General features: G+C 63.9%; 10 protein-coding genes. 5 read left to right on the forward strand and 5 right to left on the reverse strand.

The genetic code is table 11. The features are described 5' to 3' along the window. The first annotated feature begins 8 nt into the window (after nt 1–8). Entirely contained in the window at nt 9–2975 is a 2967-nt protein-coding gene (locus BMY84_RS10445) for an amidohydrolase family protein (RefSeq protein ID WP_093083659.1), read from the forward strand. 40 nt (nt 2976–3015) lie between these two features. Here the strand turns inward: BMY84_RS10445 and BMY84_RS10450 are convergent, their stop codons facing one another. Beyond that, nucleotides 3016–3765 (reverse strand): FadR/GntR family transcriptional regulator, encoded by a 750-nt coding sequence (locus tag BMY84_RS10450; RefSeq protein WP_093083661.1) that lies wholly within the window; start codon nt 3763–3765, stop codon nt 3016–3018. A 151-nt stretch (nt 3766–3916) separates the two neighbouring features. Here BMY84_RS10450 and BMY84_RS10455 point away from each other — a divergent pair, with 151 nt between their 5' ends. From BMY84_RS10455 to BMY84_RS10470, 4 genes are all read left to right on the forward strand, one after another. Next, nucleotides 3917–5068, forward strand: coding sequence for a mandelate racemase/muconate lactonizing enzyme family protein (locus BMY84_RS10455; protein WP_093083662.1), 1152 nt, complete (start codon nt 3917–3919; stop codon nt 5066–5068). Next, a complete protein-coding gene (locus BMY84_RS10460) occupies nt 5068–6339 on the forward strand; it encodes an MFS transporter (RefSeq protein WP_093083664.1) in 1272 nt (423 codons plus the stop codon). The genes BMY84_RS10455 and BMY84_RS10460 overlap by 1 nt, the downstream gene beginning before the upstream one ends. An 80-nt stretch (nt 6340–6419) precedes the next feature. Next, nucleotides 6420–9161 (forward strand): TonB-dependent receptor, encoded by a 2742-nt coding sequence (locus tag BMY84_RS10465; protein WP_218146938.1) that lies wholly within the window; start codon nt 6420–6422, stop codon nt 9159–9161. Between the two features lie 55 nt (nt 9162–9216). Continuing rightward, entirely contained in the window at nt 9217–10611 is a 1395-nt protein-coding gene (locus tag BMY84_RS10470) for a DUF1593 domain-containing protein (RefSeq protein ID WP_093083665.1), read from the forward strand. Here the strand turns inward: BMY84_RS10470 and BMY84_RS10475 are convergent. The 4 genes from BMY84_RS10475 to BMY84_RS10490 are packed head-to-tail and all read right to left on the reverse strand — an operon-like array spanning nt 10601 to nt 15364. Further along, the gene (locus BMY84_RS10475) at nt 10601–11467 is read right to left on the reverse strand and encodes a BadF/BadG/BcrA/BcrD ATPase family protein (RefSeq protein WP_093083667.1); all 867 of its coding nucleotides are present in this window, start codon (nt 11465–11467) and stop codon (nt 10601–10603) included. The genes BMY84_RS10470 and BMY84_RS10475 overlap by 11 nt on opposite strands. Continuing rightward, the gene (gene dld / locus BMY84_RS10480) at nt 11464–13161 is read right to left on the reverse strand and encodes a D-lactate dehydrogenase (RefSeq protein ID WP_093083668.1); all 1698 of its coding nucleotides are present in this window, start codon (nt 13159–13161) and stop codon (nt 11464–11466) included. The genes BMY84_RS10475 and dld overlap by 4 nt, the downstream gene beginning before the upstream one ends. Beyond that, on the reverse strand, nt 13158–14309 hold the full coding sequence (gene nagA / locus BMY84_RS10485) for an N-acetylglucosamine-6-phosphate deacetylase (RefSeq protein WP_093083670.1): 1152 nt from the start codon (nt 14307–14309) through the stop codon (nt 13158–13160). The genes dld and nagA overlap by 4 nt, the downstream gene beginning before the upstream one ends. Then, the gene (locus BMY84_RS10490) at nt 14306–15364 is read right to left on the reverse strand and encodes an SIS domain-containing protein (RefSeq protein ID WP_093083672.1); all 1059 of its coding nucleotides are present in this window, start codon (nt 15362–15364) and stop codon (nt 14306–14308) included. The genes nagA and BMY84_RS10490 overlap by 4 nt, the downstream gene beginning before the upstream one ends. Nucleotides 15365–15370 lie beyond the last annotated feature (6 nt).

A 15370-nucleotide genomic window follows, 5' to 3' on the forward strand; every position in this document is an offset into this window, starting at 1 on the left:
CCAAGATCATGAAATCTGCCATCAAGCTCCTGTCCCTCGCCCTTCTGACCGCAAGCGCGACGACCGCCTACGCCCAACCCGCCAATCTCCCCCCGCCCGGCGGCGAAACCCCGGTCGCTTTCGACGTGCATGAAGGCACGTCCATGGCCGTGTCGGTGTCGCCCGACGGCAAATGGCTGGCGATGGACTTGCAGGGCAGCCTGTGGATCGTGCCGGTCAAGGGCGGCAAGGCAAAGCGGATCACCGATTATTTCAACGATGCCCGCCAGCCGGTCTGGGCGCCGGACGGATCGCACCTCGCCTATTTCTCCTATCGCGACGGCGGCTATGATCTCTGGACGATCAAGCCCGACGGCAGCGATATGCGCAAGCTGACCAACGGCGCCTATGACGATCGCGAACCGACCTTCTCACCCGATGGCAAGACCATCGCCTTCTCCTCGGATCGGTCGGGCAGCAATTACGATATCTGGACCATCGACCTTGCCAGCGGCGCGCTGAAGCAGATCAGCAAGGGGCCGCTGGAAGACCGCATGCCGACCTGGTCGCCCGACGGCACGAAGATCGCCTATTCCAGTCAGGAAGGAATGGTGAAGGCCTCCCTGTTCGAAACGAGCCTGGCGGATGGCAAGGAAAGCCTGCTCAAGGCGATCGATGGCACGCGGCTGGATGCGCCCTCTTACGGCCCATCCGGCCAACTCGCCTATGTCGCCTCCGATCCCAAAGGCTCCTACCTCCAGATCGATGGCAAGACGGTGAGCGGCAGCGAAGTCGTCGCGCCATTCCGCGTGTCGTGGAACAAGACCGGCTATTATTACGCCGCCGACGGAAAGCTGCATTATCGGGCAGGCGCAAAGGCGACCATCATCCCCTTCGCCGCTACGCTTGAAGCCGTCCGCCCCAGCTACACCCGCGCCAAGCGCGACTGGGATTCGACCGCGCCGCGCAAGGCGCTGGGCATCATGCATCCCAAAATCTCGCCCGATGGCAGCCAGATCGCCTTCGTCGCGCTCGGCGACCTCTATGTCGTATCGTCCAAGGGCGGCGTGCCGGAGAATCTGACCAAGGATGCCGCGCTCGACGCCGATCCCACCTGGTCGCCCGATGGAAAGAGCATCGCCTATTCCTCCGATCGCAATGGCGGCCTGCCCGAATTGTTCATCCGCGACCTTGCCACCGGCAAGGATCGCCAACTGGTCAATATGGACACCCAGCCGCTGGGCGCCGCCTGGTCGCCCGATGGCACGAAGATCGCCTTCCTCGACATTGACGGACAATGGGGCGTCGCGGGCGTCTGCATGGTCGACGTCGCGACCGGCAAGATCACCCGGCTCCAGACCTCGCTGGGCCAGCCGGGCAGCCCCAGCTGGTCGGCGGACGGCAAATATGTCGTCATCAGCCTGTCCCACAAATATTCGAGCAGTTTCCGCGAAGGCACCAATCAGGCCTGGGTAATCCCGACCGACGGCACCAGCCCCGCCTTCTGGCAGATCCCCGAAGAAAATATGTCGCTCGACACCCGCAGCGGCAGCGGCCCGGTCTGGTCGCCCGACGGCACGAAGATGGCGGGCATCTATGAAGGCCTGCTGAAGGTCTGGCCGGTGGACAAGGATGGCAAGCCGCTGGGTCCGCCCCGCGCGCTGGCATCCGACACCGCCTTTTTCCCGACCTGGGCGGCTGACGGCAACACGATCCTGTTCCAGTCCGATGACAGCATGAAGACCGTCAATCTGGAAACGGGCGTCGTCACGCCGGTTCCGCTGACGCTGAACTACACGCTCGCCAAGCCGACGGGTCGTACCATCATCCATGTCGGCAAGCTGGTGGATTCGGTGAAGGACGAAACGCAGCTCGACAAGGATATCGTGATCGACGGCAATCGCATCACCGAAATCCGTGCCCATGATCCGGCCAAGCGCGATGCCTCCGCCAAATATATCGACGCGCCGAACCTGACCGCCATCCCCGGCCTGATCGAATATCATGCCCATGTTCAGAAGGATTTCGGTTCCAATCTGGAAAAGGCCTGGCTGGCCTATGGCATCACCACGGTCCGCGATCCGGGCACCATGGTCTATGACGCGATCGAGGATCGCGAGGCGAGCGAAGCGGGCGTCCGCGTCAGTCCGCGCCTCTACACCGCCAGCCCGCTGCTGGAATGGCAGCGCGTCTATTATAAGATGGGCGTCGCCGTATCCGGCCCTGCGCATCTGGAGCGCGAACTGGCGCGGGCCAAGGCGCTCAAATATGACCTCATCAAAAGCTATGTGCGCATGACCGATTTCGGCCAGCGCCGCATCGTGGAGGCGGCGCATGAGATGGGCGTGCCGGTGTCGGGCCATGAAATCTTCCCCGCCGCCTATACCGGCGTGGACGGCACTGAACATGTCGGCGCGACCAGCCGGCGCGGCTATTCGCCCAAACAGGGGCCGCTGGGCATTGCCTATGACGATGTCGTGCAACTGTTCGGCCGCAGCGGTCGCACCCTGACGCCGACGATGTTCGGCGCGCTGTCAGGCTATCTGGCCAAGCATCCCGATTATATGAATGACCCGCGCATCAAGCTGTTCCCGGTCTGGGCGCAGAAGTCGGTCACCGAACGCAGCCCGCTGGAAGGCCTGATCAAGCCGATGTTCGGCGGCATGCTGCTGAGCATGAAGAAGATGTATGATGCCGGTGCCCAGGTGGTCGCCGGTACCGACACGATGATCTCGACCAATCTCCATGCCGAAATCGCATCCTATGTCGATGCCGGCCTCACGCCGTTCCAGGCGCTGCAAACCGCTACCGTCAATCCGGCCAGGGCGCTCAATCTGGACGCCGGTACGCTGGAAGCAGGGAAACTGGCCGACATCGCCCTGATCGAAGGCGATCCGCGTGAAAATATCGCCAACACGTTCAAGGTCCGCAAGGTGGTGGCGAACGGCGTCAGCCATGATGTCGATGATCTGGTCGCCAGCGGCGCGCAGAAGTAAGTCATCGGTTATGGGCTGCCCACCGGCAGCCCACGACATCCTATGTCGCCGCGCGCGAACCCCGCCGCTTGGCCCAGGATGATTCGATATGTTCGCGCATCGCGCGCGCGGCCCCTTCCGGGTCACCCGCCACGATCGCGTCATGGATACGCCGGTGCGCGGCATGGGTGTCGCGCACATGCGCCACGCTCAGCTTGCCGGCATAGCCATGGGTGTTGAGCGCCTTGCCCTGAATGCCGTCGATGATCGCCTTGCTCAGCCGGTCGCCCGACATGCGCATGATGATATCATGGAAATTGACATCCTCATGCACATAGGCAGCCGGCATCTCGACCAGCGCTTCCAGCTTGTCGATCTGCGCGGATAGCTCCGCCACGCTATCGGGCGTCGCCTTCTTCGCCGCCTTGGCCGCCATCGACGCTTCCAGCGAGGATCGGATTTCCGACAGATTATCCAGATAGGACAGGCCATCCTCGCGCCGGAACAGGGCCGCCAGGATCATCGGGTCCAGCAGGTTCCAGTCACGCGAATCCCGCACGATCGTCCCACGCCCCTGCTGCGATACCACCAGCCCCTTTTCGGTCAGCGCCGTCGTCGCCTCGCGCACCACCGTCCGGCTGACGCCATACATGTCGCACAGCATATTTTCCGGCGGCAGCGCAGTCCCCGCCGGATACATTTCGGTGACGATCGCATTGACCAGGTCCTCGACCACCGCTTCCGCCAGTCGCGGACGCCGCCTGACCCTTTGCGTCGCTGCCGGGCCCCCGCCGGCCACTCTATCCTGCATGTTTTTTACGCCTTTTCTCATGCTCACGCCCTGCACGACGCTTTTTTCGACGGTGGACCCGATTGACAAGTGTCGTCAAGACTTGTCAAACAACATAGATAATACATAATATGACTCGTGGCCGGCTGGACCGGAGGGTAGAGGACATACAATGAAGATCACAGGCTATCGCAGCCTTACCGCCTATCATGACTGGCAGCGCCCCGTGGGCGACGTGAATGGCGTCGTCCAGTCGGGCATTACCGAAGTGCCCCTGCTGTTGCTGGAAACCGATGGCGGCCTGACCGGCGTGGGCCTTGGCCAGCATGGCGAGATCGACCGGCTGTTTCCTGCGGTCGAAGGGGCGGACCCCCGTGCCGTATCGACCCTCTATGACGCAATGCTCGCTCATGTGTTCAAGAGCGGCCATGCCGGCGCGACCTTCGGCACGATCGCTGCGATCGACATGGCGCTGTGGGATCTCAAGGCCAAGATGGCCGACGAACCCCTGTGGCGCACATTGGGCGCGGGCGACCGCTTCGTGCCCGGCTATGCCTCGGGCCTTTGCTATGGTCTGGATGATGATGCCTTCGCCGCCCATTATGGCGACTGGGCCGATCGCGGCTTCACCGCCGCCAAGATCAAGGGCGGCCGCGATCTCGATCGCGACATCGCCCGGCTGGAGACGGTACGCGACATCCTGTCGCGCAACAGCAGTCGCCCCGCGCTGATGCTGGACGTCAACGAAGCCTGGAATTGCAAACAGGCGATCCGCCATCTCGCCGAAATCGAAAAGCGGGTCGACCTGACCTGGATCGAGGAGCCGGTGCGCCGCTGGGACGCGGCGGGCCACGCCGCCATTTCCCGCGCCGCCAAGGCCGCCGTCGCCACCGGCGAAAATCTCACCGGGCTGGAACAATATATGCCCCTGCTGGATGCTGGCGCCGTGGACATCGTCCAGACCGGCAGCGTCTGGGGCATCACCCATTTCCACCGCGTCGCCATGGCCGCCCATGCGCGCGGCCTGCCCGTCTCGCCGGTGGCCTATAATGCCAATCCGGTGGCCCATGCCGCTGCGGCCGTGCCCAACATGATCGGCATAGAAGTGCAGGACTTCCGCTTCCCCACCGGTCTCGACGTCGATCAGCAGATTGCCGATGGCGGCATCGTGCTTGGCGACCGTCCGGGCCTCGGCATATTGGTCGATGAAGCCGCCATTGCGCAGAGCGTGGCCGGCAATGGCTGGAATATACGCGGCGGCCCGCACCGCCGCCCCCGCGATGCGGGCCTGCGTCTGGTGCCACAGGGCCGGGCGAACCACTGATGCACGGCGTCGCCACAACCACCGACACCGCCTCGCCCCAATGGGTGACAGGCCCGGCGCGCGTCCGGCTGCAACTGTCGCTGATGGTCAATTTCTTCTTGCTGATGGCGCTGTACAGCGGCGTGCTGGGCGTGTTGCTGCCCAACCAGATCGCCGAACTCTCGCCGGGCGCAAAAGAAAATAATCTCGCCCTGCTCTTCGCCATCACCTCGATCTTCTCGACGCTGGCGACGCCGATCGCGGGCGCCCTGTCGGACCGCACTCGCAGCCGCTGGGGTCGCCGTGCGCCATGGATCGCCATCGCTTCGCTCATCGGATCGCTCTGCCTGTTCGGGGTATCGTGGATGACCAGCTTCTGGTCGCTGATGATCCTGTGGGTGATGGCGGCGATCGCCTATAACGCCATGCAACCGGCGATGACCACGCTGATCGCCGATCGCTTCGCTCCGGAAACGCGCGGCAGCATATCGGGCATCGTTGGCGCGGGCATGACCGCTGGTCTGACGGCGGGCACGGTGGTCGCGGGCTATCTGGCTGGAGAGCGCGTGCTGGCCTATGGCCTGTTCGCCGGCGCCATCGCCGCCTCCTGCATCGCCTTCGTCGCGCTCAACCGCGAACCGCCCAGCGACGCCACGCCACGCCGTCCCATCCACTGGGGCAGCTTCTTCAAGAGCTTCTGGATCAGCCCGCGCGCCCATCCCGATTTCGCCTGGGCCTTCGCCAGCCGCTTCACCATCTATATGGGCTATCAGGCGGTCGCCGCCTATCTGCTCTATATCCTGCGCGACTATATCGGCCTGTCCGACGGCGCGTCCAACATCGCCATCGCCAATATGGCGCTGCTCACCCTGGTCTGCCTCGTCGCCTCCTCGCTGATCTCCGGCTGGCTGTCCGACCGCTGGCAACGGCGCAAGCCCTTCGTCATACTGGGCAGCCTGATCATGGGCATCGCCATGACAGCGCCCCTATTGGCGCCATCCATGGCGGGCATGTGGGTCTATGCCGGGGTGATCGGCATCGGATATGGCATGTTCATGTCGATCGACATGGCGTTGATGACGCAGGTGCTGCCCCAAAGCGCGCTGGGGGACGAAGGCAAGGATCTGGGCGTGCTGACCACGGCGGTCAATATTCCCCAGATCATCAGCCCGGTCATGGCCGCCATTCTGCTCGGCCTGTTCGACAATGACTATCGCGCCATCTTCATCGCGGCGCTGCTGTTCGTCTTCGGATCGGCGCTGTGCGTGCTCCCGATCCGCGCCGTTCGCTAATTCATATTATGTATTACGTCATTTGACATATGCGCAACATTGCGCCATAAACACCGACAATAAAGAGAGGGAGAGTGGTTATGAGGAAGGTGGGTAAGGTCCGTCTTGCGAGCATGATGGCGGCGTCCGGTCTGGCGCTGACGATCGGCGGCGCGGCCCTGGCGCAGGATGCATCCGCGGCGCAAAATGCGGAATCGACAACGGAAGACATCATCGTCACCGGCATCCGCGCCAGCCAGAAAGCCTCGATCGATATCAAGCGGGAATCGGTCGGCGTGGTCGACTCGATCGTGGCCGAGGATCTGGGCAAGCTGCCTGACCAGAATGTCGCCGAATCCCTTCAACGTGTCGCCGGCGTCACCATCGAACGGAACCGGGGTGAAGGCCGCTACATCACCGTCCGTGGCTTTGGCCCCAAATTCAACGCCGTTACCGTCAACGGCCGCACGCTAGCCACCGACAATAATGGTCGCGAATTTTCCTTCGACGTGCTGCCGTCCGAAATCATCGCCGGTGCCGACGTGTTCAAATCGCCCCAGGCCAATCTGAACGGCGCATCAATCGGCGCGACGGTGGACGTCCACACGCTGCGCCCGATCGACCAGAAGGAGCAATTCGCCTTCAGCGCGTCCGCCGGACAGATGTGGGCCGAGATCGCCGACAAGTTCAATCCTGAAATCTCGGGCGTCGCCTCCTGGCGCAATGCCGACCGTACCATCGGCCTGTCGCTATCGGGCGTCTATACCAAGCGCGACACCCGCAATGATGAGTTCACCATCGGCGCCGGCCATGTTCATCGCTCCAGCACCGACTCCTATTATCGCGCCAATGGTGTGGATGGCGGCCGCATCGGGCCAAATGTCGCGCCGTTCAGCAACATCTCCATGCCCTCCAACCTGTCGCCCTTCTTCTTCGAACGCGGTCTGGAACGCTATGGCTTCTCCGGCTCCTTCCAGGCCCGGCCGACCGATACGCTGACCGTCACGCTGGACGGCCTCTATTCTAAGGCCAAGTTTACCGAACAGCAAACCGGCCTTGCCTATGACTTTTCCGGTGGCACGTTGGTCGAGCAGGTCGTTGAAGATGGCGAAGCGGTCTATCAGCGCTATCAGGGCGGCTTCGTCGACCAGATCCTGCAATATGACCAGCGCAATGTCATGACCAACCAGTTCGGTGCGAATGTCGAATGGAAGCCGTCCGACAATTTCAAGCTGAAGCTGGACGCTTCCCGATCCAAGGCGGAACGGCGCGGTAAGGAGAATAATCTCTTCACCACCATCCGCCGTAAAAATGTTGACCTGTGGTTCGACCGGCGCGGCGACAGCCCGATCTATGATTATGGCTTCACCAGCCCCAATTACCCCAATGCCGCGACCAACCCGCAGGGCATCACCGCCCATTACTATATCTGGGGCGGCGGCACAGACGTCGATGACAAGATTGGCGAATATCGCGCCGATACCGAATGGAAGGCGACGTCCAACCTCACCCTCTTCACCGGCGGCATGATCGCCAACCGCAAGAAGACGTTGACGGCCGACGAAATGCCCTTTGGCGAACAATGCGCCTATTGCGGTTCCGACCGTCTGCTGCCGACCTCGCTCTTCAGCCCGACCAACCGCAATTTCTTCCAGGGCGGCGGCCCGGACAATATCATCCGCGACTGGGTGATCTACAACCCGCAGCAACTGGTCCAGTTGATCGATCAATATGCGACCGAAGATGGCAAGGCGTTCAATCCGGCCGTCTTCTCGCCTTCCGCCTCTTCGGTGATCGATGAGAAGGTGAAGATCGCCTATGTCATGGCCAATTTCGAAACCATGCTGGGGTCGATGCCGCTGACGATCAACGCCGGTTTGCGCTACGAGAATACCGATTACACCTCGTCAGGCGCATCCCGCACGGTCTTGAGCGCCAAGCCGCGCGTCGACGCCAATGGCAATCCCACGGGGCAAAACGATATCGTCGTGTCGGGCATCGTCCCCGTCAGCTTCCGCGGCAAATATGACGACTGGCTGCCCTCGCTCAACATCAAGCTGGAGGCGACCGACAATCTGATCCTGCGCCTGTCCGCGTCGAAGGTGATGACCCGCCCGACCCTGACCGACCTGTCGCCGCGCCAGTCGATCCAGACCAACCCCGGCAATGAGACGATCAGTCGCGGCAATCCCGACCTGCAACCCTTCCGGGCCAAGCAGATCGAAACAGGCGTGGAATGGTATTTCGCCGACTCCTCGCTCCTGTCCTTCGCCGCCTTCTACAAGAAGATCGACTCCTTCGTGACATTGATCACCACGCCGCAGACGGTGGATCAGGTGACGTTCCAGGTGACGGTGCCCGGCAATGGCAAGGGCGCGACGGTCAAGGGCTTCGAAGTCGGCTATCGTCAGGCCTTCTCCGGCCTGCCCGCCCCGTTCGACGGTCTTGGCGTGCAGACCAGCTTCAACTTCACCGACTCCAACGCCAAATATGAAAATGCGGTGGCCAATGTCTCCTTCGGCCTCGAAGGATTGTCGAAGTACAGCTACAGCCTCGTCGGCTTCTATGAGAAATATGGCATCCAGGCGCGCGTCGCCTACACCTGGCGCGACAATTTCCTTCAGGTCGCATCGGGCCGCAACGGTGAACCGGAATATTTCGACGCCTATGGCCAACTCGACGCCGGCCTGTCTTATGAGGTGACGCCGAACTTCACCATCTTCGCCGATGCGATCAACCTCAATAATGCGAAGGAGTTCATCTACTCGGTCAGCCCGGACCGGACGAAGGAATATCGCCAGACCGGCCGGCGCCTCTCCGGCGGCGTGCGCGTCCGCTTCTGATCCTATGCGGGGCGGCGTCGATCGACGCCGCCCCTATTCGCAAGGACGATTCCCGATGAAACTGGCTTGGGCTACCGCCTTTTGCGCCCTTGCTCTGGCGGCCTTGCCCGCGCAGGCGGCACCGGGCAAAAGCAGCGACCTGCCAAAATCCCGCGTCATCGTGTTGACCGATATCGGGTCCGACCCGGACGACATGGAATCGATGGTCCGCTTCCTGCTCTATGCCAATGATTTCGACATAGAAGCGCTGATCCCTTCGACCTCACGGCACCTCAAGGACAGTGTCCACCCCAAACAAATCCTGCGCCGGATAGACGCCTATGCGCAGGTCCTTCCCAACCTCAAGGCCCATGCCGATGGCTGGCCCAGCGCCGACGCACTGCGCGCTGCGGTAAAGCCCGGCCGCCCCGAATATGGCATGGCGGGCGTGGGCGCAGGCAAGGACACGCCGGGATCGCAGGCGATCATCGCCGCCGTCGACCGACCCGATCCCCGGCCCGTCTGGATCACCGTCTGGGGCGGCGCGGTCGATCTGGCGCAGGCGCTCTGGACGGTGCGCGAAACCCGATCGCCCGAACAACTCGCCACATTCGTCAGCAAATTGCGCGTCTATTCCATCTCCGATCAGGATAATGCCGGCCCCTGGGTCCGTCGCTATTTCCCCGATCTCTTCTGGATCGTCAGCCTGACCGCGCATCGCCACTATAATCTGTCGACCTGGGGCGGCATATCGGGCGACCGCATGTATTATTTCGACGGGCCGGACTTCACGACCGTTTCCAAGGAATGGTTGCGCGAAAATATCCAGATCGGCCCGCTGGGATCGCTCTATCCAAATTATGAATTTATCATGGAAGGCGACACGCCCAGCTTCCTCTATCTGGTCCCCAATGGCCTGGGCCATCCGGAGCATCCCGATTATGGCAGCTGGGGCGGCCGCTATGGCAAGATTTCGGAATGGGACGGCATCTGGACCGACACCAGCGACCTCGTCACCGGCGCGGACGGCCGTACCCGTCAAAGCAACAAGGCGACCATCTGGCGCTGGCGCGAAGCCTTCCAGAATGACTTTGCCGCCCGGATACAGTGGTCGCTCCAGTCCAGCTACAAGGGCGCCAATCACCCGCCCCGACTGGTCCTGAATGGGGTCGCAGGGAACGCCCCAGTTGAACTGACCGCCAAACCCGGCGACGTCATCCGCCTCTCCGCTGCCGGATCGGCCGATCCCGATGGCGACGCCGTCACCTATGACTGGTGGCAATATCGCGAGTCCGAAGCGACCAACCGCAATCCCCGCGTCGAGCTGCAACGCGGCGATCCGCGCGACACCCGCTTCACCGTCCCCGCCGTCGAGGAAGCGACCCGCTTCCACATCATTCTGGAGGCGCGCGATCAGGGCAAACCTGCCCTCACCAGCTATCGCCGCGCAATCATCACCGTCAACCCTTAGCCTGATAGCCCGCCAGCAGCAGCGCCCCGTCCAGCGGATCGCCCAGCATCGGACTCAGCCGCGCCACCGTCCGCGCCCGCAGCCAGAGCTGCATCCGCTCGGCCAGTCCGCCAACCAGCGTGCAACGGCTCGCCCCCCGTTCGAAAATCGTCTCGATAAACCGCTCGATATGCTGGACCGCATCCTCGACGATCGATCGGGCGATGGCATCGTCGGCCTCGGCATAATCCATCACCAATGGCGCGAAACTGCCATAATCTTTGGGGCTGGCCTTATCCATCCAGCCGATCGCCTGCGCTGTGTCATGGCCGAACCGCTCCGTCACCGCCCGGCTGAGCGGCGTCGTCTGCGATCGCCCATCCAGCGCGCGCAGCGCGTGGCGCATCGCGCTCAGGCCCAGCGCTGCGCCACTGCCCTCATCGGAAATGGGGAAGCCATAGCCGCCTATGGTGAAATCCCGGCCACCCGCGCGCACCTGCGCAATGCTGCCCGTACCCAGGATCAGGATCGCCCCATCCCCGCCGCCATGCGCGCCCAGATTGGCGATGAAGGCGTCCGTCTCATAAGCGACCGATGCAAAAGAAAAGGCGAAATCCTTCAGCGCATCACGCACGCCCGGCCGCGAAATGCCGGCGATGCCCATGCCCGCCCGGATCCTTTCGACCTGCGCCGGGGACAGCCCCGCCTCCCCGATCGCCTGATCCGACACGGCGCGCAATGTCGCGTACAGCGGCTCCAGCCCGATCCGGGCATTGGCGGTCCCGCCCTGCCCGGTACCGATTACTTTGCCATCACTGTCGATCAGCCGCGCGCGACAATTGCTGCCCCCCGCATCGATGCTCAGAAAATAGCTCATCGTTGCGCCTCCTGTTGCGGCTCACCCCAATGGCGCGCCCGCGCCGTCTGGCCGATGCCCGGATTGCACTGGTTGCGCGGATCGATCCGGCGATAGAAGTCCGCCAGATCGGCCTTCGCCTTATAGAGATGGCCGACATTATGTTCGGCCGGATATTCCGCCCCGCGCGCGTCCAGCAGCGCCCAGATCCGATGCTCGAACGCCAGCGGGTTCACGCCCTTGCGCACGATATAATCCTGATGGAACACATGGCACAGAAAATGGCCATAATAGAGGCTGTGGACGCTCTGCGCCGCCAGATCGGGCGGCAATATCTCCTGCCAGTCCAGCGCATTGCGCGGCAGTGCCACGTCCAGCGGCACGATATCCTCCACGTCGTCCCGGTGCACCGCGCGATAGCGCACCGCTGCCCCCGCCGCGACGAAGCGATGCAGGAAGGCCTTGGCCGCCAGCGCCGGGCTGCACTCGAAATAGTCGCCCTCCCCGGCGACGAACAGGCCAGACAGCAAAGCGCGCGTCTCTTCCACCGCCGCCAGCGGCATCTTGAGCAGCAGATGATGCTCGAACCGGTCGCGCCAGGCGCGCATCTCAGGCGGCAGATGATCGGGCAGTAACCGGCCAATCCGCTGCATCATCCGGTCGCTGAACCCCGCGCCGACAAAGGGCAGCGCATCGACCCGTGATTTCAGCGCGAACAGCCGGGGCAAGCGATCCGTTCCCAGCCGCTCGATGGCGACGAACATGTCCTTGCCATAGCGGTCGGCAATATCGAATGCGTTGCGGTGCATATATTCGCCCGCCACTGGCAACTGGCTGAACCCACCCAATATGGCGCGCCGGATCGCGGTCAACTGAACCGGATCATTGGTCCCGATATAGAAGGTGGTCGCTCCTTCCTCCTTCACGAAACTGTCGAGCCGCACGGCAAAGACGATCATCTTGCCCGCGCTACCCGCCGCTTCATACAGGCACCTTCTGTCGGCATTGAAGCGGGCGGGTGTCGTGCTGTCGATATCGCGCACATGGCCGGCATAATCATGGTCATGCGCCCAGCGATCCGCCACCGCATCGACATCCCCGGCCGCAAAGTCGCCACTCTCCAGCCGCCGCAGCATCTCTTCGGGATCATCGCCCAGCGCCACGCCCAGATGATTGACCAGCCGCAGCACCCCGTCCGCACCAACCTGCGCATGGAGGCTGAGCTGCGTATAGGCCGGCCCCCGCTGCACCAGCGACCCGCCCGAATTATTGCACACGCCCCCCACTACCGACGCGCCGAAGCAGGAGGAGCCGATCACCGAATGCGGCTCCCGCCCCAGCGGCGCCAGCGCCTTTTCCAGCGCATAGAGGGTCGTGCCGGGCAGGCAGATGACCTGCGCGCCATCCCGGATCAGGTGCAGCCCATCGATCCGCGTCGTGCTGATGATGACGCAGCCGCCCGGATAGTCGTCGCCATCGGGCGTCGATCCGCCGGTCAGCCCGGTATTGGACGCTTGCATGATGATCGACACGTCCGACGAGACACAGGCCTGCACCACGCGCCATTGTTCGACCAGACTGCCCGGCCGCACCACCGCCAGCGCTTCGCCCGATCCGGTGCGATAGCCATGGCGATAGCGCGCGGTCGCCTGCGCCCCGGTCAGCACATGGCGGGCGCCCACGATCGCGCGCAACCGGGGCAGCAGATCAGTCACTCGCCGCCTTCCTCCATCTGCCCGCCGATCCACGTCCGCCGCACCCGTCGGTTCCCGTCCAGATGCACCAGATCCGCGCGCAACCCCGGAGCGATCGCGCCCGTCTGATCCGCTAGCCGCAAAAAGCGCGCCGGATTGCCGCTGGCCATGCGCGACGCCTCCACCATGGAGCAGCCCATCATGTCCATCGCATTACGGAAGGCCTGCGCCATGCTGAGCGCCGATCCCGCCAGTGTCCCGTCCGGCCCGCGACAGGTGCCGTCCACCACATGGATGGACTGACCCATCAGGGTAAAGCTGTCCTGCGCGCCGCCCACCGGCGGCATCGCGTCCGTCACCAGCATCGCGCCGTCCAGCCCCCGTGCCGCCACTGCCACGCGCAGGGCGGCGGGGTGGACATGCAACCCGTCGACGATCAGCCCGAAATGGCTGTCCCGGTCCAGCAATGCGGCGGCCACCATCCCCGGCTCCCTGCTTCCCATCTGCGTCATCGCGTTGAACAAATGGGTAAAGCCAGTCAAGCCTTCGCGCAGCGCCGCGACCGCCTGGTCATAATCGGCCAGGCTATGCCCGGCTGCCACCAATATCCCCGCCTCGCGCAACGACCGGATCGCACCGGGCGGCGCCAGTTCGGGCGCCAGCGTCACTATCCGCCGCCCGATCGTTGACCGCGTCAGCCGTTCCAGCACCTGCGGATCGATGGCGGTGAATTTGGCGGCATCATGAATCCCCTTCTTCAACGGGTTGAGGTGCGGTCCCTCGATATGCATACCCAATACGCCCGGCACAGCCTGCGCCAGCGCCTCTTCCCCCGCCGCGATCGCCGCATCGACCACATCGGCGTCATCGCTGATCAGCGTTGGCAACAAGCCCGTCGTGCCAAATCGCCGATGCGCCCGCGCGATGGCAGTGATCCCATCCACATCGGGCCCGTCGTTCAACAGCACATCGCCGCCGCCATTGACCTGCGTATCGATGAAGCCGGGCAGCAGCCATCCGCCCTCCAGCGCCACCGTTTCGCACCCATCCGGCAGAGCATCGCGCGCCACGATGCCGATGATACGCCCGCCCTCGATCAGCAGCGCGCCATCATCCACGATCCCGTCCGGCTGCACGATCGCCGCACCGACAAGCGCCTGCCTGTTCATAGCGTCCGCGTCACCTTGGCCAGATGCGGCGGCGCGTCGGGATTGCGCCCACGCGCCAACGACAGGGCGTTGGCCAACCCGTAGAAGCTCTGGATTTGCGCGATCGCGCCCAGCACCGGGTGCACATCCCACTGCCCCGGCAGCGCCAGCGTCGCCGCAGCCACATCATCGGGATGGCCCGCCGCAATCACCTGCGCCCCGCGCGCCCGGAAATCCTCCAGTCGTTCGCGCAGGCCCGCCCGCGCTTCGTCGATCGGTCCCAGCGCCAGCACCGGATCGCCCTCGCCGATCAGCGTCATCGGCCCATGCGCCACTTCGGCAATGCTGAAGGCTTCGGCATGCAGGCTCGACGTTTCCTTGAACTTCAGCGCCGCCTCGCCCGCGATCGGCAGGGTCAGGCCGCGCCCCAGCACCAGCATATTGCCCGCGTCTTTCAACAACGGCACCGCACCGGTCCAGTCGGCCGCCACCGCAGCCTCCAGCACATCGCCGACAGACGCCAAAGCCGCCAGCAACGCCTTATCCTCGCTCCATTCCGCCACCAGATGCGCCAGTGCGACCAGCGTGCCGATGAAGCTCTTGGTCGCCGCCACGCTCGTTTCCGGCCCGGCATGGATGGGAATGCAGATGTCCGCCATCTGCGCGAGCGGCGAGGCAGCGTCATTGACGATGGCGACCACCAGCGCGCCCTGCCGCTGCGCATCCGCTGCGGCGGCGATCAGGTCCGGGCTGCGCCCCGACTGCGAAATGGCAATCAGCGGCACGTCCTTGAAGCGCGGCGACGTCGCCTTGTACAGCGACCCAATCGAAGGCGCATGGCTCAATGTCGGCATCGCCGCCCGCGTTTCCAGCAGCACCTTGGCAAAGGCCGCCGCCTGATCCGAACTGCCCCGCGCCAGCGTCGCGGCAAAGGGCGGCGCCAGCGCGCGCAGCCGCGCCCCTACGCCCCGCATCAGATCGGCATTGCGCGCAATCTGCGCCGCGCAGCGCTCCGGCGCTTCCGCCGCCTCACGCGCCATCAGCGTGGCGCGGCTCTCATCCTGTATCGCGATCATGCCGAA

The organism is Sphingobium sp. AP50, assembly GCF_900109095.1.
In the GTDB taxonomy this organism is placed as follows: Bacteria; Pseudomonadota; Alphaproteobacteria; order Sphingomonadales; family Sphingomonadaceae; genus Sphingobium.